Below are 20,689 nucleotides of genomic sequence, written 5' to 3'. Positions count from 1 at the left end.
TCGGACCAAGTCATATGGACAAAAAAAAACAGACGATGGCTTAGGCCACCGTCTGTTTCTTTCTATCCACATTAAAGCCTACTTGTTATAAATCGCATACATGATCACTGCTGCCTCCGCGCGCGTTGTATGTCCAAGCGGATTCAGCTTCGTGCCGTCACCTTTCACGATTCCGTTCGCTACCAGCAGAGACGCGCTGTCAGCCGCATAAGCTGCCAGTTTCCCTAAATCTGAAAATGCTGCGAGCTGCTCGGCGTTCCCTGCATCCAGCTTCTTCCCTGAAGCTTCTATCGCTCTAGCGGTCATCGCAAACATTTCCTGCCTGGTTATCGAAGCATTCGGATCAAATGAGCCATCCGAACGTCCGTTCACGATGCCAAGCTTCTTAGCTATTGCTACCGCATCATAATAATAAGCATCACTCGCAATATCGCTGAAATTTCCGCTCGCATTCGCGCTCAGACCTAACGTTTTCACAAGCAAAGTAATAAAATCTGCCCGCTTCACGTTTTGAGCAGGAGCGTAAGTTTTGTCCGACACGCCATTAATGATGCCCTTGGACGCCATCACTTCGATAGCTTGCTTTGCCCAAGCATGCTTGCCCAAATCATCAAATGATTTATGAACGAGCACAACGCCATAGGCACTGAAGTGATTGACCGTAAAGACAACTGCGCCCTTGGATTGGTCGTATTTGCCGCTCGGTACGGCAGTGATTTTGCCGGCACCATCGATATGCCATACGGTCACATGCTCCGCACTCGGCGCTTCATTCGCGCTTAATGCATAGTTAAGCGATACATGCACGGCCGCATCTGCGTTGCTCCACTCCACCTTAACGCCATCTACGTAAAGGTTAAGCTCGACGGCTGGGCGGCTGCCGATTGCGGCGCGCGCTTCTTCGCTAAGCTTGGCCTTGTCGGCATTCGCAATAACGATAGACACGTTCTTCGCACCCGCAGGAAGCGAATTCAGCATGTGGCTAGGTACGATAATGGTACCTGTATCCGTGTGAATCTCATACTGCACAGACAGCTTAGCTTCGCTAATGGCTTCCTTAGGCAGCTGCACCTCGTAGCCTTTCGCGCCGCTCACTGCCGAAACCTCGATTTTCACTTGTTGTACATTCCCCACTTGCCCCTGCTTCACTACAGCATCAATTTGAGATTGGCTAATCGATGTTTTTCCTAAGCCGCTGGCCGCATCCAACGCTGGTGTAGGCGCAGCAATAACCTTCAAGCCACCGGCAGTCGCCGTAGGCGTTGCGGCTGGCGGCGTGGCTACCGGCCCACCCGTTGTAGGCGTCGGTGTCGGTGCCGCTGATGGGGAAGGCGTCGGTGCCGTCGTCGGAGTTGGCGTTGGCACCTGCGGCTCCTCGCCATCCGTAATGATGTACGTGAATGGCGCTACGTAGCTGTCCTTCATGCCTGCTTTCACCGCGATGGTGCGAAGCACCGCCAAGTCCTTAAGCGCCAGCTCTCCTGTATACAGCTGGCCGTTCCCGCTGCTTGGCAGCGTGCCGTCCGTCTTGTAATAAATGGCTGCTCCCTCAGTAACAGAGGTTAAAACGACCCGCTGAGCGCCTTTGTAGGTGCCCGCTTTAAGCGATGCCTGCGGAATGGCCACACTGCCTTCCTCGACCGGAGCCGTCTCTTCCGTCTCCTCTAGCGTGAACCAGTCCAGGTTAGCTCCATCATTGTTGCTAGTAAACTGAATTTCCTGAGCGCCCTCGGCCAATTTCACAATGCCGGAAGCCTCGGTGTACGTGTCCCATCCGCCGCTTGCGCCAAGCGGCGTCGTCGACAGCTTCTCACCGTTGACCGAAAGGGTTCCGCTCACCCCGCTCTGCGGCGTTGCATAACGGTAACTCACTTTATAAAAGGCTGTTTTTGCAATATTCACATCATAATATAGCGATCCGCCAGCGGCGATAAAGCCTACGTTTTTGAACAGCAGCGTTTCGCCGTTCATCTGGCTTTGAACGGCAGCCGCGTCAGCACGGCTATAGCTTTCCGCTTCGATCTTCATAGTTGCGCTCTCATCCATGACTTGAATGGCATACGGCTCGAACTTAATGCCTCTGAGCTCGTAGCCGGAAGCTCCGGCGGCAAGGCGAAGCTTTTGGGGTCCCTCCCCTAGTGCAATAACCGCACGCATTTCCACAACCTGATTGTAAAGATTCGGCACGGTTAGCGTTCTGCGTAAGGCACCATCCTGCGCCTCCAAGATAATGCCATTCATAGCTTGGCCGTTCGACGTCGCTTTAAAAGTGACGACATACTCGCCAGCAGCAGGCACATTTACCAAATAGTCAGCGTAATCGCCAGCGTCGATTTGCGTCAACCGGCTTGCGCTTCCTGTGCCTGTCACGTTAAATCCATTGATTCGGTTGAACTTGTCTAATGAATCGAAGGCAAGCAGGTCCATCGGCGTTTTAACGTTTTCGGTTCCCAGCAGCGCTGCTGCTGCGGTTAACGCCGAACCGCCTGTTGAATCATCATATGCCTGTACAGGAACGTTCACCTGCAGCGCCAATTCGTTGTAATAAACCTTTTCGTTCCAATTCAAGGTTAGCTTCACCCTTGTAGGGCTTAGAAGCTCAGCTCCCCGAAGCGATACGCCGCCTAATGAAACAGCCGTTCCGGTTAGCGTAATGGCACTCAGCTTATCCGGCACGAACGTGCCGCCATTGAGCGTAACGGTAAGCTCTTTGCCGTTAACTCCGTAAGATAGGCTGCTCTCGGACAAGGTCAGTGTCTCAGGATCATTGATAGCTTTGAAAACGACCTTTGTTTTCATGGGCTGGCCCACGCTTCCGGATGCTGCCTCGTACACGCTGGCAGTTACCGTGACCGTCTGGTCCGTATCATAATCTCGGGCTGCTGATCCGCCAATCACGAGCTTCGCGGTATGGTCATCCGCACGGTAGACGCTTTCGACCACCGTTCCCGCATACCCCGAAATCGACCAATTGGAGGCGGTCAGCTCCTCCTTATAACGATCGTTAAGCAGCGTTACTTTAATTTCTTTGCCTGCCTCCGCGCCTTCGGTCACCGCAGAAGCGTCAGCAAGTATTGCCGGACCAATCGCAATTGCATTCAAATTAAAGCCCTGGTCTGCGACGCTTACGCGCAGCGTGTGGATGCCAGCCGTCAAAGCAATGGTATCCGAAGCGGTAGCCCATGTATCCCAGCTGCCGCTGTTAAGCAGCTCAGTCGTTGCCGCAACTTGGCCTTCCACAGCAAGCTCCGCCTTGGCGCCGTCATTCGTCGTCGAATACTGATACGTGATGCCGTATTCACCATCCTCCGGCACTTGAACAACGTATTCCATCCAATCATTTGGATCAGCGTAGCTTACAGCCGAGCCATTAACGAGCACGTTGTGCGCAGCCGTGAATTTGCTAGCCTCTATAAGCGCCGGCAGCTGTACCGGAGCCGTCTCTGCTTTGGAGAAGGCAATACTCTTAATGTTGTAATCGTTTTTGCTGACGGACATCGTCAATTTGTGCGTACCTGCCGGAAGCGAAGTGCGAACGCGCTGATTCGCAAAATATTCCCATTGGTACGTCGTTTGCTTAACCGGAAGCGTTACGAGAGGCTCCCCATTCAGCTTAAAACTTACCGAGCCGTCCGTCTGGAAGCCGGCAAGCGCAAGATCGAGATCGTATTCTCCAGCTTCCGCTACTCTCATTACGTAATCGAACGAAGCCGTACCATTTGGCGCAAAGGAGCCCAGATAGCCCCCAGCATTAACTTGGTATGCGCCTTCCGCCGATGCGAAGCGCGTAGCGTCAATAGCTGCTGGAACAGCCGTGATTGGCGTACGGTTCCAGCGGTAAGTAGCTGCCGATTTCGCTGGAATGACCGCATCGATTTGCAAGCCGTCAACCAAAATCTTGAACGGCTGCGGATCGTTCGTCTGATTAATGACGACCGTTACAATCTCTTTGCCGTCCGGGCTTGCAAAAGCAACGTTCGTTACCGTTGCCGCAGAGCCGTAGTTGCTGTCTATCCGCACGTAACCTGGTTTAACAAATTTCGTATACTGGCCCATCAAATAATATTCAGGCAGGAGCCAGTAAGCATCAGGATTGGAAGAATCCTGCACGACAGGCGTTGGATCGGGAATGCCGACCCATTGATGCGCTGAAATATCGCTGTCGAGCATCGTCACCCAGCTGTTGTAGCTTTTTGCGTAATTGCGGAAATATTGCGCGATCCGGTCAGCGCCGGTCGTTCCCCATACGGCACGCTCGGTCAAATATACGCTTTTTGCCGGGAACAGCTTCTGTAGCTCTGTCATCATCGACAGCTCGCCGCCATAATCGTGGAACGCCGTTCCTTCAATAGCGTCATAAGCCCCTTCGACCGGGTTGCCCAAAATTTGAGCCGGATACGCCATCGTGTCGCCCGGATTATGGTCAAACATCCATAGCTTCACGTTTTTGATTTTGGCATTGCTGTTTTTGTCCAGCTCTGCGCGAAGCAGCTTGGCGAGGCGCGAAGCCTGCTGCCAAGACATGGCTGTACTTGGATAATCAATTTCAAGCAAAGGCTCGTTTTGCAGCGTCATGCCTTCGAAGTAGATGCCATGCTCCGCGTAAGCCTCCAAATATTTAACATAGTAGGTTGCAAGCACAGGAAGGTACTCTTCCTTCACCTGGCCTCTTATCATGCTGCCCGTCGTCTTCATCCAGCCCGGCGGGCTCCACGGCGAAGCAAAAAACTTCACGTCCGGATTGATCGCCTGGATTTTCTTAACCGTGGGAATGATGCCGAAATCGATATCCTTCTGAATCGAAAACTTCTTCAGTTCCACATCCGTCTCGCCCGGCGGCAAATCGTTATACGAATAGAACTTCTGCGCCGTGAAATCCGAGGTTCCGATTGTTAAACGAATTAGGCTCATACCAATGCCGCTGTCCTTGTCGATCAGCTTGCGGAGCAGCTCCGTCTGCTTCTCTGGCGACATTTTCACAAGATTATGAATCGTTGATTCCTCCATGGACGAACCGATGCCCAGCATCGTTTGGTACTGTTTGTCAGGATCAATCGTAATGGCAGTTGCTGCCGAACCGTTCGGAAGCGAAAGCGCCAAATTCGGCTGCTTCTCCAGCTTCTTGTCCCCCGTATGATAGCGGTCGGCGTAATACCATTTGCGGTCGCCCGCATCGCGTTCGCTCGAAATCCATGACTCGACGGCTCCGTTAATGAGAGGAACTGCTCCTTCGCCGCCATTGCCCGGCCCCGGCTCCCCACCGTCACCGCCTGCCGGCACATCACCGGTACGCGTAAATTCAACCCAGTTAAAGTTCATATCTCCTGCGATAAATTCGAGCCTCAGCTTTTGCAGGCCTGCCTTACTGAGCACGATGTTATCTACAGTAGCCGTTTGCCAGCTTTGCCAGCCACCTGTAGAGCCTACGCTCAATGTACCCAGCGTCGCTCCGCCTTCTGTCTTGATCTTCATGCCTGTCGCTCCGCCGTTGCCTGCATAACGGAAAGCTGCGCTGTATGTTCCCGGCTCATTCACCTTGACGGCGTAATCCAGCCACGCGCCAGCTGCCGTCCAACCGATGTTTTTGCCGCCGCCGGTATCCTGCGTATCCTCGGTGTTCAGACCGCTGCTTTTCGCCGAGAAGGCTTCTGCTTCCACCTTGCCCGGTATCGGCAGAGATGGCAGCTCCGGTTGCACAGGCTTGGCAGGCAGCTCCGGTGTCGCTTCTCCGCTCGCCAGACCATAACCTACAGGGAACAACAGGTTGGCACTGTTCTGTGCTGTAATTGGATAATTCGTCAAATAGAACGGCCAGTTCATCGGGTTTTTCCCTTTGAACTCCTTATCGCCAATCAACACGTCAGCGACGCCCTGGCCTTCTGTTCCTGGCAGCCAGGCGGCAACCAAGGCATCCCAGTCATCCATTTGATCTGCAATCGTAAGCGGACGGCCGGATACGAGCACGACCACAATCGGAATGTTCGGGTCTGCTGCGCGAATGTTCGCGATCGTAGCCAGGTCTTCCTCGTCAAGGTTCAGGCTTGTGCGGTCACCCGCCGATTCGGCGTAAGGCGTTTCGCCAACAACCGCAATCGCTACGTCATACCCCGCGGCTCCGCGGCCGTGTTTGTTATACGTCACTTGCTTCGAAGCACCTGCAACTTCTTTTAAACCTTCATATATTGTCGTTCCGGTTGTAATCGCACCGGAAGCGCCCTGCCAGGTGATCGACCAGCCGCCGGACTGGTTGCCGATATCGTTCGCATTTTTGCCGGCAACGAAAATCTTGTCCATATCCTTCAGCTGCGACATAATCGGCGTACCGTTCACAACATCGTTTTTCAGCAGCACGAGCGATTCCGCAACCGCTTGGCGAGCAAGCTTGCGATGCTCGGGGGTTCCAAATTCACCGGTCAAGTCCGAATCGGTCTTCGGATGCTCGAACAAACCGGATGAGATTTTCACTTTCAAAATCCGCAGCACAGCATCGTCAAGCCGCTCCTCCGTAATGCTGCCTTCCTTCACAAGGCTAATGAGATGATTCAGGCTTGCCTTCCAATCACCCGTCAGCATGAACATGTCCACGCCTGCGTTGACGGACACCATCAGCTGATTCCTCAAGCCGCTAATCGCTTGACCCTCCTGATTGCGGGTAATTTGCTGAATAGCGTTGTAGTCCGAAATAACAAAACCCTTAAAGCCAAGCTCACCTTTCAGCACATCGGTGAGCAGCCTCTGGTTGGCATGCATTTTGAGTCCCTGAATGCTATGGTAGGAGGCCATCACCGTTTGTACACCTGCATCAATCGCAGCTTTGTACATATCCAGATCACTCGCGATCAGCTCATCCTCCGTATATTTCGTTACGTTTCCTTGGTTCGTGCCGTTATCCGTGTAGCCCTCGCCTAGAAAATGCTTCGCAGCGCCCGCAACATGCTTCGTCTGGCTGCGCTCCTCGGCAGTCGCTCCTTGCAGTCCCTGAATATAGGCCGCGCCGAGCACCTTGGAAATCGCTTGATTGCTGCTGTAGCCTTCATAAGTACGGCCCCAGCGTATATCCTGCGGTGCGGCGATCGTCGGCGCAAAATCCCAATTCGCACCGGTTGCCCGGATTTCCTTGGCCGTTGCTGCTCCGATTTGCTTCATCAGCTCAGCATTGTTTGCTGCTCCGAGGCCAATATTATGCGGAAACAACGTCGCGCCCTTCACATTGTTATGGCCATGTACGCCATCCACGCCATACAGCAGCGGAATGCCCAGCCGCGTGGACAATGCTCCGTCTTGGTAGCCGTCGATCAGCGTTTGCCAGTTTTCCCGCGTGCTGTCCTGCTGCCTGCCGCCGGGGAATGATCCTCCGCCGCTTAGCACGGAACCGATGAAATATTGCTTTACTTCCTCCGGTGTAATATTGGACTTCTCCGGCTGTATCATTTGTCCTGCGCGTTCCTCCAGTGTCATTCGGGACAGCAAGTCCGCTGCCCGGGCATCCACGCTCTTCGCTGGATCCAAATAGGCCGGAAGCAATCCCGCAGACTGTGTCAAAGGCGCCGCGCCAACCGACAATAAACTTGTCATAAGCGAAACGACCAACAGCATTGCCGTCATCATGGATATCTTTCTTTTCAAGCCAAACCCTCCTCAAAGACTGAAATAGCGGTCTCTATGCCACGACTGCTTCACCTCGCGAATGGCAGCCATAGACAAGATTATCTCCAAGTATAAAAGTGATGGCGGTTTGAAAATATGGCGCATTCTTGCGATCATGTGCGTTGTTTTTTCGTAATTTGCAAACGGTTCCATATCCTCGCGTCGTTCAGCAGAAACAGACAATGTTCCGCAAAATTTGCTAATTGGTACCATTTGAAACTACAATAGAGCTATAGCATCAAAAAAGAACAATAGGAGGCTGCGATAAATGAGCTCATTTTCTTCATGGCTGCAAAGCACCAAGCAAGGACTAAACGATCAGGTCAAGAAATTAAAAAATAAAGATTTTCTGGACGCGGTCGTCGCGGGCTGTGCAATCGTTGCAGGAGCTGACGGTTCCATCGATTCCGCCGAAAAACAAAAGATGGCCGGCTATATCAGCCGCAGCGAAGAGCTAAAGGTATTTGATATGACCGATGTGATTAACCGTTTTAACCATTACGTCGGCAACATTGAGTTTGACGGCATGATCGGCAAGCAAGAAGCGCTTAAGGCGATTGCCAAATTCCGCAGCAAACCGGAAGTCGGCCGCGTTATCGTCGGCGTGTGCAGCGCTATCGGCGCCGCAGACGGCGATTTCGATTTGCAAGAGCAGGCTGCCGTTCGCGACATCTGCAACACGCTGGGACTGAACCCAAGCGAGTTCAGCCTGTAAGGGCATAAGGCAAGCAAAAGCGCCTTCGGCGTCCTTAAGACGCTGAAGTAGCTTTGACGGTGAAACGGTTATCGCCATCTTTTAGTGGCGCGGCGCGTTTCATTTCTATATTGCAAAAAAAAACCTCCACAGCCACAGGAAAATAGGCATTGGAGGTTCTTTTTTGTTAGAGGTACCGCTTATTCGAAATAACGATTGGCCACCCGGCCGATGAGCCGCTACTCTTTGCGAAACGCCTCATTGTAGCAGCGCCTGCATACCGGCTTGTAATCTTCATTGCCGCCGATCTGGATTTGCTCTCCCGCATTCATCGGCTGTCCGTCCAAATAACGGATGACCATCGTCGCCTTGCGGTCGCAAAACCAGCAGATCGTCTTGATCTCTTCAATTTTATCCGCTTGAACGAGCAGGTTGTAGCTGCCCTCGAACAGCTGGTTTTGAAAATCATTTTTGAGCCCGAATGCCATCACCGGTATATTGAGCTCGTCCACCACCTGCGTAAGCTCTAGGATATGGTGCTTCTTCAAAAACTGCGCCTCATCAATCAGCACGCAATAGATTTTGGAAGGAACCGCCGCAGCCACGCGCTCCTTCACGCTGTCATATAGATTCGTCGTATCCAGCACCGGAATCGCTTCCCGCTCAAATCCGACTCGTGAGCCCACTCGGTCTACGCCGCCTCGCGCGCTAACGGAAGGCGAGTAGATCAGCACCTGCTTACCCTGCTCCTCATAATTGTGGGCAACCTTAATAATTTCAAATGATTTTCCGCTGTTCATCGTGCCGTATTTGTAATAAAGCTGTGCCAACCAAATCTCCTCCAAAAACAGTCAATGCTCCTATTATACAGGAAGCGGCGGCACGAAACGATTAGAACTTGCAGAGTCCCCTCATGCCGCTAGGAACCGATGCCTAGAAGCTTTGTTTTGGCTTCGCCGTAGGCTTTGACGATTTGCTGTATTTTCTGAAACTCCGGATCAGTGGGTCCCAAATCAGCCATAAACATCCGATGCAATATTTGATTGTACATATTTTGACGGGTTTCCATGAGCTCGACCTCAAACCGAATCAAATCCTCCAGGTCATTTTCCTCAATAAGCCGCTCAATATCAAGCGGTTGATCTAACGGGCGAGGCTCCTCGTCAAAAATACGGTCGGAGCGGCCGCCAAGCCGCGGCAGCTCCTCGTATTCGGCTTCCTGGTGCCCTAGAGGAATCGAAGTATTTAACTCCGAGAGAATGATTCCCTCCTTAGCAAGCATGACCTGGAACGGCCGGTGCTGAAGCAGATCGGCAATGACGAGCCTGCTCATATCCTTGTTGCGGATAAGCGAGGAATCGAAAGGATGAAGGACCCATTGCTGCTCGCGGTAGAACAGATTGAAGGTAAACCATTCTCCGCCGTATATATAACGAACATTGATATTTGACTCCGAAATAATTTCATAGGTAAACTCCAAATGGATTACCTCCGATCAGCTAGTATAATATAATTAAGATTATACCAAATCAGAGATAGCCGCTACTAGCCTCTTCAAAAAACGCCCGTCTGTTCCGCGATGGCTTCTGCTCTTTCGGAGCTTGCGACGACAATTAAAACGACAAGTAGCGCTGCTAAGACAATCCCGCTAATCATGGCGTAATCACCTCGTTTTTTCTTTAAGGCTATGCCGCTAGCACTCTTTTTATGAGCCATATCCTCCATTTTATTCATATTTAGACTCCAAAAGCGGAACATCGCCGGCCACAGTTACCCGAATAGCAAAAACAGTCGTTTCGCGGAGAGCTTGGCATTCCCTCCTATATTGCCTTTATTATTGTGTTTATTTATGCAAAAAAAGACGAGCCCAAGAGAGCTCGTCCGTTATGCATGAGTTGTTTATTACTCCAAAAAGCCTTTGGCTGCTGAACTCGGAAGCTCCGATTGAGCTGTTGCCCCGCCTTGAATTCCTAAACGCTGGCCGACCTTTTGGTTGATTTGCGTCATTTTCTCCGTTTGCTGCGATACCGTTTGGATGATTTGGCGGTTCGAATTCTCATACTTATCCATGGCTGAGAACAAATCGGACATTGCCCGCTCTACCAGCTCCATGCTCATTGCCGGCTTGGTCAACGCTTGATTGGCCTTTTCGCTTGTTTCGTTCAGCAGTCGCGCATTTTCGGCAAATTGGTTGCCTAACATCTCATTCGTCGAATTGACCGCTTCGATCGCTTTCATCTGATCATCGATTGCGCTTGCGATCAAGACCGATACCGACATCAGATGCTGCGTTTTGTCAATGGAGCTGTCCAGGGCATCCATCAGCTTGTCATTCGTATCATTAATAATATCGGTTGCCGCAATTGCTTGCTGATACAGCATGATCATTTCCGTATACGTCTGAAGCTTGGTCACGACCTTGCGAAGGCCCCGCTCCAAATGCGTTTTCCGATGTTCATTCTCAGGCTTCGCAATCTCGTCCTCAAACATCTTTTTCAGGCGGTTTCCATATTCTACAAGCAGCTGCAAATCATATACGTTATCCAAACTGCTGCGCTTTAGATTTCTCATATGCACGACATTCTCTTCCAAATTATCGCGACCGTCGCGCAGCGACTTTACGATCACTTGTACATTCGTTTTAGCCGATTGGTATTTGTAAATGTAGTTTTTCATCGGCGCTTTCCGCATCAGCTTCTGCACAAGCGTCAATTGCTTGCTTCGGCTTAAGTCCTCCACCTCGCTGCGCAGCTTAAGCATGTTGCTTGCTACCTCGGATCGTTTGCCGGACATAAGGTCAGACAGCGGTCTCTCCAGCATCGTCAGCGTCTGTCCGGAGCGCTCCAGCGTCTTTTGCCCTTTTTTTGTGATTTCATCCATTAGCGTATCGAGATGCATCGCATCCGTAGTCGCTACCTTCTGCATCGTGCTTTGTACTTCCTGCTCCAGCTTCTGAAGATCCTCGTTTCTTATCTGTACGAGTTGTTGTGCCATTGTCCATTTCCCCTTTCGTTAATCAGTAATACGGCCATTTAGTCCATCAGGCTCCATTGAATTAGTACAACGGAAGGTTGGCTAGTAAACGTGCAGTCATTCGGTAAAACAATCGTTTAGTCTGTAAGCCGGTATCGTTGTTGAATTAATTCTGCTTTCGTATGCAGCTCCATCAGGTCCTTCTGCTCAATTGTTTTCGTGTAGAAGGTAAGCTTGGAGTCGATATCTTTGATGCCATCTAGCAAAAGCCGCCTGTTTTTGCGCTTCGCTTCGCCGCTTAACCGCAAAAAGGGATTAATCGTTGAATTCAAATCCTTTCTTATTAAGCGCACGATGTTATGATTAATGCTTGCATCGCCCAAGGCGACCAAATCCGGAATCAAGCGGTTGAGACGCGCAAGCAAAGCCAGCGTCTTCTGAACAATTTCATCATCCAAATTATTTTTCTCACCCTCGAGCAAAATCATATCCTCGATAATGCCAATGTACTCTAGAGCAGAAGCAAGCTCCGGATCTTGAATGACCGGCTGCGATGCCGGTGGTTCGGCCTGTGCCGCAGCAGGAGCCGGGGATGAAGATCGTAATTCAGGTGGCGACTGGGGAGAATTGACCGTTCTTTGCTGCTCATGCTCTATTGTAGGAGGCTGGATTTCCTTCCGGCCTCGCTGCCTCAGCGAAAGCGCGACTAGCATTCCCGCTGCTGGTATGGCTATAGCTATATAGGGAGAAGAAACCCAATAAACAACTAGCGAGACCAAGTAGCTGCCTATCGCTATGCCTAAGGCTTTATTCGTTACATTCATTGCTGCACCTCCATTTAAGCTAGCTTATCCTCAAGTCTATGCTAGTCTCCATAAATCAATTATCTCGTTTTTCATATAGGGAAGTCAATTTTTAAAAGCACAAAAATTCAAACAATTCAGTCATGAGCAGGTGGAATCGCACTTTTCAATACAAATACAGTGCAGCACTAAATCATCTCCGGCATAAGTTGAACCAAAGTTTCTCTTATTGGTCGCTGCGCGAATAGATCATTTTAGACGCTCGCGCTTGTAACCAGATCCTTTGCTTGACTAAGGCATCTTAAGGCCAGAATCCCTCTTCAGAGGCGAACACTTCGGTTCTCCTGAACGATCTTCCCGCTTTATCCCAGCCTCAATCCACCAATTATCCCCTATAACGCCATTCCAGAGTCATTTAGATCTAAAAAATAGACCTATTTCTCCCAAACTGGCTTGATTAGACGAAATAGATCTAAAAAGTAGATCTATCCCAGCTTCAACCCACCAATTTGCCGCTAAAACGCCATTCCAGAGCCATTTAGATCTAAAAAGCAGACCTATTTCTCCCAAACTGGCTGCTTTAGTCAAAATAGGTCTAAAAAGTAGATCTATCCCAGGTAATGGTTAAGAAAGTAATAATCTGTACGAAAACAACCAAAGAAAAAGAAGGGACTCTCGCCGCCTTCTTCGTGGATAACGCTATTTAGTGGATTCAGCATCATATTAAGTTGATTCAGCTTATTTAGTTGGTTTAGTTGGTTTAGTTGGTTTAGTTGGTTTAGGCGTTATTCGCTTAACCCGCTTAATGATATCGCATATTAGATTAGCTTCACACACATTGCCTGTTATGACCCATTAGTTGGTGATTGGCAAAATGTTTTCCTTCATAATAAGAGGCTGCTCCACATAGCCGGCCTGAATGCCGAATTGCGGAACAGGCGGTGCTACCTGTTTTCCTTGCAGCGCTTGAACGGCCAAATAAGGCATGTTTACGCCGGAGAGGCAGGTAATATAGAGGCCGCCGGACATGCGCGGATTGATTTCCAGCAATTTTGGCACGCCGTTACTATAGCGAACTTGAATGTTAAAGGCGTACGGAATACGCAGCGACACGGCGATTCGCTTTGCAATATCAAGCAACTCTGGCGATTCTTCCAGCAAATAGGTGCGCCCCGTCGATTTGCGGCGGGGTATCGCGGTAAGCAGTTCGCCCTCAGCGGTAGCCACGCAATCGATACTGTATTCCGTGCCATCGAGCAGTTCCATCACCATCAACGGTTCAAAGGACTCCGTCAGTGACAAAGTCTGGTAAGCTTGGTCAAACGTCGTGGTCAGCGTCACATAGCCATATAGGTCACGCAGCGGATCACGCTCGTTGTCGATAATGCGGAACCCCATGCCTCCTTCGGATACTGTAGGCTTAAAGCAGACCTTATGTCCTTCCGCTACAAGCTCTTCATAGGCTTGTTTGAATTCTTCCGCGGTACGGACGACACGATAATCTGGAATCGTCACCAGCTCTTTATCCCGCACCGCCTCGTAAAACTTATCCTTCTCAATCATAGCATCAAGCAGCTCCATATCGCGGCAAACCATGACCTTCGTGCCAATCTCGTCGAATAGATGAACATATCGGGAGATTTCCTCCATATGCAGGCGGGGAATAAAAATATCGATCCGATTCGTCTTACAGAAATCCACGCAGAAATTCACGTACTCCAGGCCAAAAACAGCCGGCTCTGTCCCGATATGATCGGATGCAAGCAAAGACATATGATTAATATCCGGATGAGTGCCAAAAAATTCAAACGCTTCGCCATCCGGATTATTACGAATCATATTAATGTAGTGGTACGCTACCGAAAACCAACGATTCATGTATACGCGTGTCATGTCTGTCTACCTTCTCCCATGTCATTAAGAATAATATACTGATTAGTGCTCAAGATCTGCGTGCATGCTCCAAAATAGTGCCAAGCAGCTCATCCGAAGCACGCGCTCCTCTGGCTTCCGTAAATTGAATATGGGGATGCGTATCGTAGGTTCGACCCAATTCGCCATGGGCAGGCGAAAGTGCAAAGTCCGCAGCAAGCAGCAAGCTTTCATCGAGCAAGCTGTCACCTGCGGCATAGACGAAGCTTGAACCAAGCTTCTCCTTCACATATTGAATAGCCGCCCCTTTGCTAACCTTCTCCGGCACCAAATAAATTTTCCGCCCTTGAAGCGAATAGCTCCATCCATGCGCAGCAAGCTCCACGCGCAGCTCCTCCAGCGTTTCAAGCGGCAAGCGGTCCCGTTCCACCTTAATGGAATAAAATAGCTCATCGCAGAGATCACTGGATTTGACCCAATGGTCGCTTGAGATTTTGGCGAATAGGCTTGCGATTTCCGTATGCGCGGCGCAATGCTGCTTAACTGCATCGCGGACGAAGCTTTGCCATTCCTGATCGACTTGCCCATGAACCAGAATAGTTCCCCCGTTGCTTACGATGATATACTCCGGCTCGAACAGCTCCCTAATCCCGAATATACGGTTAAACTGCTCCGGGATGCGGGTCGTCACGGGAACGAAACGGACAAAGCTCGCCAGCTCCTTCAGCTTCTCGATGGCAGGCTTCGTCATATAGGAAATGTGCCTGCCCTCGTACAGCTCGACGGGAACCATCTCTTCAATGGCCGTTTCGCCTTTGGATCTTGCGGAATAAATAAGCGTTTGATCCAGATCGCTCGCAAAAATCATTCCGTTTCCCCCTTCAAGGCTTTAATAATGCCGCAGCATGAATAAGTCATATTCTTGTATTCCTCGACAGGTACGCCGCGATCCTGCGCAAGCAGAAGGATATGCTTCAAGTTAGGATTATCGAGCCGGTCCACTAAAATTTTCCACGGAACCCTGCGGAGAAGAACACGCGTGGTCTCCCCAACGCCAGGCTTAATTAAATTAACATCGGTAATGCCAAAATCCGTTTGGATACGGGCAATATCCTGCATCCCTTGCCAAGTGATCGCCATTTGGCTGGGGCTGGCTTCCATTTGGTTGGCTTCTTCCTTAGATTCGCTCACAGTCTCATCGAAATAAGCGGCAATTTTGTCTACAAAGACACGAGATAAGTCGGACGCTTCCCATTCCTTGTAATATTTAGCCCCGTGAAAATCATTCGGCCCAATAAGGTCGTCCCGCAGCACAGTGCGGCTGATCAGCCCCGAAACCGTTGAGTTCAGGCAAGCGCTCGGAATGAGAAAATCCTCTCTCGTGCCAAAGGTACCCGCGCAATAGCCGGGGTCCGCCAATACGGCAAGCTCATCATTCAGCTCGATGCCGTATTTTCGCTTCATCTGTGCACAAGCGTCAATCAGCACCTTGCGGATAGCTCCTTTTCCCGTCCAACCGTCAACGAACTGCACGGCTTTGCCAGGATGGTTCTGGTTCATATAAAGCAACGCGTTCTCGTCAATGCCCTTCCCGCGTATAATCGACAGACTATAATGAGGCAGATTGACCTTGTACATTTGCTTCACGTAACGCTTGATCAACACACCGATCGGCGTGCCGCCTCGGGCGAGCGACGCGAGCACAACATCAAATCCGTGTTTCTTGATGATCATCTCCGACACCGTGCCGACGGCTCTCGCTATCCGTGCAGCGGAATCATTCAGCGTCAGCTCAAACAGCCGGATATATTCAGCGGTAGGCTGATATTCGATCGGCAAGCTTTCGGAATAATGGCCGCCCGTCTGCATGGCAGTCTCCCGATCCTCGGTGCGCTGCTCCAAGGCAACTCCGCTCAGATCCTTTAGCAAGAAGATAACATCATCCGGATCATAGCTGCCGATTGCAGCTGGCTTCTCCAGCCGTTTGCAACTGAAATAGACAATGTGGATACGCGGGATGCCTAACGAGTGAAGAATGCTTTTCAGCTCCTCCAACCGACTTGTAGCAACCTCGCGTTCCAGAAATAAAAACATCTCATCATAATGCCCATGCGGGATGTTGTACATGAAATTCGTCACATCGGAATGCTCAGGGGAGGCAAAACGAAATGCGGAATGGACAGCATAATCCGGGTGGATATAAGGATGAATCGGGCTTCGCGTACTCGACTGGTACCATGCTTGAGGACCAAGCTTTGCCGCTACTCGCATGGGGATATACATAAATTCGCCAGTTCCCATGCAAAGCGTCTTGCCGCCTGTTCTATGCTGCTCTAGATAAGCCGCAGCCCTGTCCACTTCTTGATCCAGCAGCAAGCTTTCCTCTGCCGTCAGGCCAAAACGGCCCGTGTTCAGCAAGTAAGGAACTTCGTCTCCCGCAGCCGCTAGGCCTGCGAAGCAATGATTGACATAAAGGAAGTCAATCGTAGTCTCCGTCTCCTGCCCGCGCTGCTCAACCAAATAATCCGTGCTTTCCACAGGGGCGCCCTGTACCTCGATTTGTCCGGATACCAGCGATAAGCAGTTTACGCTTACACCCAGCTCATGCTCTAGCTCGTTGAAGCGCTCCCTATGCTCCTCTGAACGCCAATCCAGCAGGCTTGCTACGACGTAGCTTTTTCTGCCATACTTCTCATGCAAATCACGAATGATATTAATCGTCGTTTTGCCCGTAGTCATCTCGTCGTCTACCAGAACAATCGTCTCTGCTTGCTCGAATAATGCAGCATCTGCGGCATAACAGCGATGTGTCGTCGCATGGGAATGCTCTTCTTCAAAATCAATGCAGGAGGCCATGTACCCGATACTCTCGCGAGTCGTATGCAAATAGGATGCCTGTCCTTCGAACATATCAAACATGCTGTGGCCAAGCGCCGTTGCTGTTTCCGCAAATCCGATAAACAACGTTTTTTCAGCCAATTTCATTTTGCTGCTTTTCATCTGTTCATAGCTAGGGGCTGCGGAATCCGGCGCCTCGAACGCCTGCAGCAGCTGCTCGATCTGAATCGAAAGCGGCTCCCCTCTGAACTGCTGATACAATAAACCGAGTGCCGCGCCTGATAGTAAAGAAACATGAGGCCTGACCGGAATATGCTTGCCGAGCACCTTGCTAACGAATAAGAAGCTTCGTTTCTTATTGATTCTCGCTGCCATCTGGAACAGCTGCTCCAGCGGAAGGTCGAATGCATTACTCGTTACCTTGATCGTAACCTCTAAATCTCCAATAATATTAAACGATTGCTGACTCTCGTTCTGCTGCAAGCAGGCAGGTGAAGTTTTGGTTTTCATTTAGCACCCCATATATGTTCGATCTGATCATCATTCGTCTGGCCCAAGTCATATGCGGCTTGAATTCATTCATTTTGTTCGAATAGCGGCTCTTCATCACGCCTAAATCGCCTTGTCCGTTTTCAATAATGTGCAGAGCATCCATATACTCCTCGTGCGTCACGACAAACATCGACTGTACCGGCTTAATATGGGTAGGATGAATAATGGTTTTGCCGAGAATGCCATTTTCCTTGTCCATAGCAACCTCTCGGATAAGCCCATCCACATATTTATTAATATAGTCCATCCGCAAAATACGTCCATGCCGCCCCATGCTTTCCTCGAAAGGCGTTTGCCGAAGCTGTGGCTTAAAAACGCGGTCGCTCTTGAAATATTCCCATACCGGTCCTGATATTACATAATGATTATCCATCCGGCCAAATACGTTAACGATATCCGCGATGCAATCTCGTATAACGCCAATATCATAGATCGTATGATCGGGACTTCTACGAAGCCCAAATAAGCTTGAAAAATCAGTAGCGCCAATTCGAACGTTTAGCACATATTCCTTATACTCATTAAGGAGTGCCGAAATGCCTTGGAGCGTCTCCACTCTCTTCTCGCGGTAAATAACATCCGAACTCTCGAGAATGGGCATGCCATATAGCGTGGAGCTGCCTGGGGATTTACGCTTGTTATAATCGGAGAGGAGCCTCAAATACTCGCCGCCGGTTTCCACGTTAAATTTCGGAAATACGATTCCGGTCACATAGGCGATTTCTTCTCCGAAGAAGGAAAGCAGCCGCTTGAGCTGTTCTACGGAGCGTACTCTAATAAAAATAAGCGGGATATCATCGGAACGTAATAAGCCTGCCGCAATGTAGCGACCAATCTTCAAGAGCGTTGCTTTCAATGTTGCTTCTGCATACTCCAGCTGGTTATCGCCTACTGCATCTTCAAGGTCTATCACCATTGACACGAGTCCCTCGTGTTTAACGGCTACCAAATCATCTGCTATGTTATCCTTGGTTGCCGGCATATATAGCGCGGCACCAACCGCGTGAGCAATAACTTCTTTGTCAGCATAATTATTGAACTGAGTCGGAAGGGAATAAAAGAAATTTTGCTCTTCTTCATTGGTAAGATAGTTGAAATACCTCAAAGTTATCCCTCCTAAAAATGGTGTAACGCAAGCTGAGAGTGAAAAAATATCCCTCGAGACTCATTGAGGGATATTTCGAATAGTAAAATTATTTGCCGATTAAGCCGCTTCGGACTCTCTTTTTTTGCGCATAGCGCTATAAATGAGAGTTCCCGCGAATACTGCGATAATCAGGCCAAAGAACAAGGCATGCGGAACATGTAAGCCGTACGCTCCACCGATCATTTTCAGACCGATGACAATGATGAGGATAAAGGCTGCTTTCTCCAGCTCAGGAAATTTGTCGATCAGCTTGAGGAAGACTTGAGCGACGCCACGCATCATGAGCACGCCGAGAATACCGCCAAGGAACAATACCCACACTTCTTCGCTCACGCCAAATGCGGCAAGAACGCTATCGATACTGAAGGCAATATCCATAATTTCTACGGCAAGCACGGTACGCCAGAAACCATAACCTTTGTTTTTAACTTCTGCTTCTTCTTCATTGTTTTTCTTGCCAATGTACGGAATCAACGGTACATTGCCGACGCGAGCAAGCTTGAATTCGAGATGGAAGAGATTACTTAATGCAATCCATAGCAAGTACAATCCACCGGCCACTTTAATCCACGTAATTTGAACCAGATACACACCCACACCGATGGCAATAAATCGGAAAATATAGGCTCCAATGATCCCGTAGAACAACGCGCGCTTCTGCTGCTCTTTCGGCAAATGCTTAACCATTACCGCTAGAACCAGCGCATTATCCGCCGAGAGCAAGCCCTCTAAGAGCACGAGCGTTGCAATGATGCCCCAGTTGGTTGGGTTCGTAAAAACTTCTGACAAGTTGTCCCAGTGAAAAAAGTTACCGAAATTGGCTATGATGTTGTTAAAAAAATCAACCATCTGTGAAAACCTCCGCAATATGCATTATTTGCTTCCTTGCACCCATTTTAGGCCCCAGCGATAGGCCTCATCGAGCTCCTTATGTCCCGAAAAATATTCCACAAGCCGCTGAATACTGAAGGTTTGATCACCTACATTTTCTACCATGGCAATCGCGCACATCCCTTTGCGATTATTATGCTCGTCCATGCGAACTTCAATGTCAGGTCCGCCAGATTGCTTAATCGTCACAATGCCTGCCGCTTCTGCCCAGTTTGTTGCTCCTTCATAAATATAAGCATAAATGACAATTCTCTTAATTTCGGATACTTTATTCCCGTTTATGCGAAGATTCTCGCCCGTTGTCACTGAACCCGTGCGGTCATCGCCATCGAGGGAAACGTATGGCGCTCTCGAGAAGTCACCGAAGCTGTTGCCGAGGGCTTGTACCGCGCCCTTCATTCCGTTCTTCAATTCGTACAGGCAGCCGACATCCAGGTCGACACCGGAGCTTGAACGACCAAAAAATCCAGTCGATGCTTTCTTCTGGTTCCAGTTCAAGTTCACAACGATTTCACCGAGTGCTCCCGTGCCCTTCTGTAAGTTAATGGCATCCCCGCGCTTGGTGAGGGAAATCTTGCTCAGGTTTACTGGCGCTGCTTTCGGTTCCGTAATTATCGGCTCAGGCGGTTTAGGCGGGATAACTGGAGCTTTCTCAGGAGCTGGCGGCGGTGTTGGCGCATCGGCCTTTACTTCGATACCAAAGCTATTGCATAGCGCGGCAAGCCCGCCGGAATAGCCTGATCCAATGGCGTTGAACTTCCATTCGCCATTATATCTATATAAATCTCCTACGACAATCGCAGTTTCGATAGAGAAGTTTTTTCCAATGTCATACCGCAAGATCTCACGGCCTGTGGTTTCGTCAACGACGCGGATATAAGCGTCATTCACGCTAGAAAAACTTTGTCTCTTCGCTTCGCCATCATAAATGGTAAGCGTAAAAGAGATACGTTCAATCGCTTGAGGCACCTCGTTAATGCGAACTACGACTTGCTCCTGGTCTACTTTTCCTGCTAAATTTCGTTTGTTCTCCCCAACTAGTTCGATAGAACCGCTGGCATCCTTGGGATTGCTGTAAAAAATCAAATCCGAGTCTCCTGCAACCTTTCCGTTGGCACGCAATAAAAAGGCCGAGAAATCAACATCAATGCCCGATCCGCTGCTCCATCCCATACCGACGACAAGATTTTTAACGGATGGGTTGTTTTTGGTAATATCCGCCTTCTGGCCTTTCATTAATGCAAGCTCCATGCGTAAACCGCCTTTCCGTAA

Annotated in this window: 13 protein-coding genes and 1 pseudogene; 1 reads left to right on the top strand and 13 read right to left on the bottom strand. The window is 49.9% G+C overall.

All coding sequences use genetic code 11. The annotated features are described in order from the left end of the window. Nucleotides 1-78: 78 nt before the first annotated feature. Nucleotides 79-7,626 (bottom strand): glycoside hydrolase family 3 N-terminal domain-containing protein, encoded by a 7,548-nt coding sequence (locus FJQ58_RS10235; RefSeq protein ID WP_238403952.1) that lies wholly within the window; start codon nucleotides 7,624-7,626, stop codon nucleotides 79-81. 289 nt (nucleotides 7,627-7,915) lie between these two features. Here FJQ58_RS10235 and FJQ58_RS10230 point away from each other — a divergent pair, with 289 nt between their 5' ends. Then, on the top strand, nucleotides 7,916-8,362 hold the full coding sequence (locus FJQ58_RS10230) for a tellurite resistance TerB family protein (RefSeq protein ID WP_139992957.1): 447 nt from the start codon (nucleotides 7,916-7,918) through the stop codon (nucleotides 8,360-8,362). A 218-nt stretch (nucleotides 8,363-8,580) separates the two neighbouring features. Here FJQ58_RS10230 and FJQ58_RS10225 read toward each other — a convergent pair whose 3' ends face one another. The 12 genes and pseudogenes from FJQ58_RS10225 to FJQ58_RS10175 all read right to left on the bottom strand — a co-directional run bounded on the left by FJQ58_RS10225 (nucleotide 8,581) and on the right by FJQ58_RS10175 (nucleotide 20,668). Next, nucleotides 8,581-9,171 (bottom strand): thymidine kinase, encoded by a 591-nt coding sequence (locus tag FJQ58_RS10225; protein WP_139993168.1) that lies wholly within the window; start codon nucleotides 9,169-9,171, stop codon nucleotides 8,581-8,583. A gap of 89 nt (nucleotides 9,172-9,260) precedes the next feature. Then, nucleotides 9,261-9,821, bottom strand: a complete 561-nt coding sequence (locus FJQ58_RS10220) for a hypothetical protein (protein WP_139992955.1) — start codon at nucleotides 9,819-9,821, stop codon at nucleotides 9,261-9,263. A 74-nt stretch (nucleotides 9,822-9,895) separates the two neighbouring features. Continuing rightward, nucleotides 9,896-10,075 (bottom strand): hypothetical protein, encoded by a 180-nt coding sequence (locus FJQ58_RS10215; protein ID WP_139992953.1) that lies wholly within the window; start codon nucleotides 10,073-10,075, stop codon nucleotides 9,896-9,898. 168 nt (nucleotides 10,076-10,243) lie between these two features. Further along, on the bottom strand, nucleotides 10,244-11,335 hold the full coding sequence (locus FJQ58_RS10210) for a toxic anion resistance protein (protein WP_139992951.1): 1,092 nt from the start codon (nucleotides 11,333-11,335) through the stop codon (nucleotides 10,244-10,246). Between the two features lie 116 nt (nucleotides 11,336-11,451). Then, nucleotides 11,452-12,138, bottom strand: a complete 687-nt coding sequence (locus tag FJQ58_RS10205) for a hypothetical protein (protein WP_139992949.1) — start codon at nucleotides 12,136-12,138, stop codon at nucleotides 11,452-11,454. Between the two features lie 834 nt (nucleotides 12,139-12,972). Beyond that, nucleotides 12,973-14,010, bottom strand: coding sequence for an ATP-grasp domain-containing protein (locus tag FJQ58_RS10200; RefSeq protein ID WP_139992947.1), 1,038 nt, complete (start codon nucleotides 14,008-14,010; stop codon nucleotides 12,973-12,975). A 49-nt stretch (nucleotides 14,011-14,059) separates the two neighbouring features. Next, nucleotides 14,060-14,857 (bottom strand): HAD family hydrolase, encoded by a 798-nt coding sequence (locus FJQ58_RS10195; protein WP_139992945.1) that lies wholly within the window; start codon nucleotides 14,855-14,857, stop codon nucleotides 14,060-14,062. After that, nucleotides 14,854-16,008 (bottom strand): cysteine protease StiP family protein, encoded by a 1,155-nt coding sequence (locus tag FJQ58_RS32890; RefSeq protein WP_238403967.1) that lies wholly within the window; start codon nucleotides 16,006-16,008, stop codon nucleotides 14,854-14,856. The genes FJQ58_RS10195 and FJQ58_RS32890 overlap by 4 nt, the downstream gene beginning before the upstream one ends. Before the next feature lie 30 nt (nucleotides 16,009-16,038). Beyond that, nucleotides 16,039-17,202, bottom strand: a pseudogene (locus FJQ58_RS32560) (phosphoribosyltransferase family protein); the annotation flags it as partial. A 76-nt stretch (nucleotides 17,203-17,278) separates the two neighbouring features. Further along, nucleotides 17,279-18,484 carry an HpcH/HpaI aldolase/citrate lyase family protein gene (locus FJQ58_RS10185; RefSeq protein WP_139992941.1) on the bottom strand — a complete coding sequence of 402 codons (1,206 nt, stop codon included), beginning with the start codon at nucleotides 18,482-18,484 and terminating at the stop codon, nucleotides 17,279-17,281. Between the two features lie 99 nt (nucleotides 18,485-18,583). Continuing rightward, entirely contained in the window at nucleotides 18,584-19,375 is a 792-nt protein-coding gene (locus FJQ58_RS10180) for a TerC family protein (RefSeq protein ID WP_139992939.1), read from the bottom strand. Nucleotides 19,376-19,399: 24 nt separating this feature from the next. Next, nucleotides 19,400-20,668 carry a TerD family protein gene (locus FJQ58_RS10175; protein WP_139992937.1) on the bottom strand — a complete coding sequence of 423 codons (1,269 nt, stop codon included), beginning with the start codon at nucleotides 20,666-20,668 and terminating at the stop codon, nucleotides 19,400-19,402. Nucleotides 20,669-20,689 lie beyond the last annotated feature (21 nt).

This window comes from Paenibacillus paridis (assembly GCF_006345825.1).
Classification (GTDB): Bacteria; Bacillota; Bacilli; order Paenibacillales; family Paenibacillaceae; genus Pristimantibacillus; species Pristimantibacillus paridis.
This window is presented reverse-complemented; position numbering and strand designations above follow the sequence as displayed.

Coding starts and splice junctions, on each gene's coding strand:
- FJQ58_RS10230 (WP_139992957.1), top strand. CDS start 7,916: ATGAGCTCATTTTCTTCATGGCTGCAAAGCACCAAGCAAGGACTAAAC.
- FJQ58_RS10215 (WP_139992953.1), bottom strand. CDS start 10,075: ATGAATAAAATGGAGGATATGGCTCATAAAAAGAGTGCTAGCGGCATA.
- FJQ58_RS10210 (WP_139992951.1), bottom strand. CDS start 11,335: ATGGCACAACAACTCGTACAGATAAGAAACGAGGATCTTCAGAAGCTG.
- FJQ58_RS10205 (WP_139992949.1), bottom strand. CDS start 12,138: ATGAATGTAACGAATAAAGCCTTAGGCATAGCGATAGGCAGCTACTTG.
- FJQ58_RS10200 (WP_139992947.1), bottom strand. CDS start 14,010: ATGACACGCGTATACATGAATCGTTGGTTTTCGGTAGCGTACCACTAC.
- FJQ58_RS10195 (WP_139992945.1), bottom strand. CDS start 14,857: ATGATTTTTGCGAGCGATCTGGATCAAACGCTTATTTATTCCGCAAGA.
- FJQ58_RS10180 (WP_139992939.1), bottom strand. CDS start 19,375: ATGGTTGATTTTTTTAACAACATCATAGCCAATTTCGGTAACTTTTTT.
- FJQ58_RS10175 (WP_139992937.1), bottom strand. CDS start 20,668: ATGGAGCTTGCATTAATGAAAGGCCAGAAGGCGGATATTACCAAAAAC.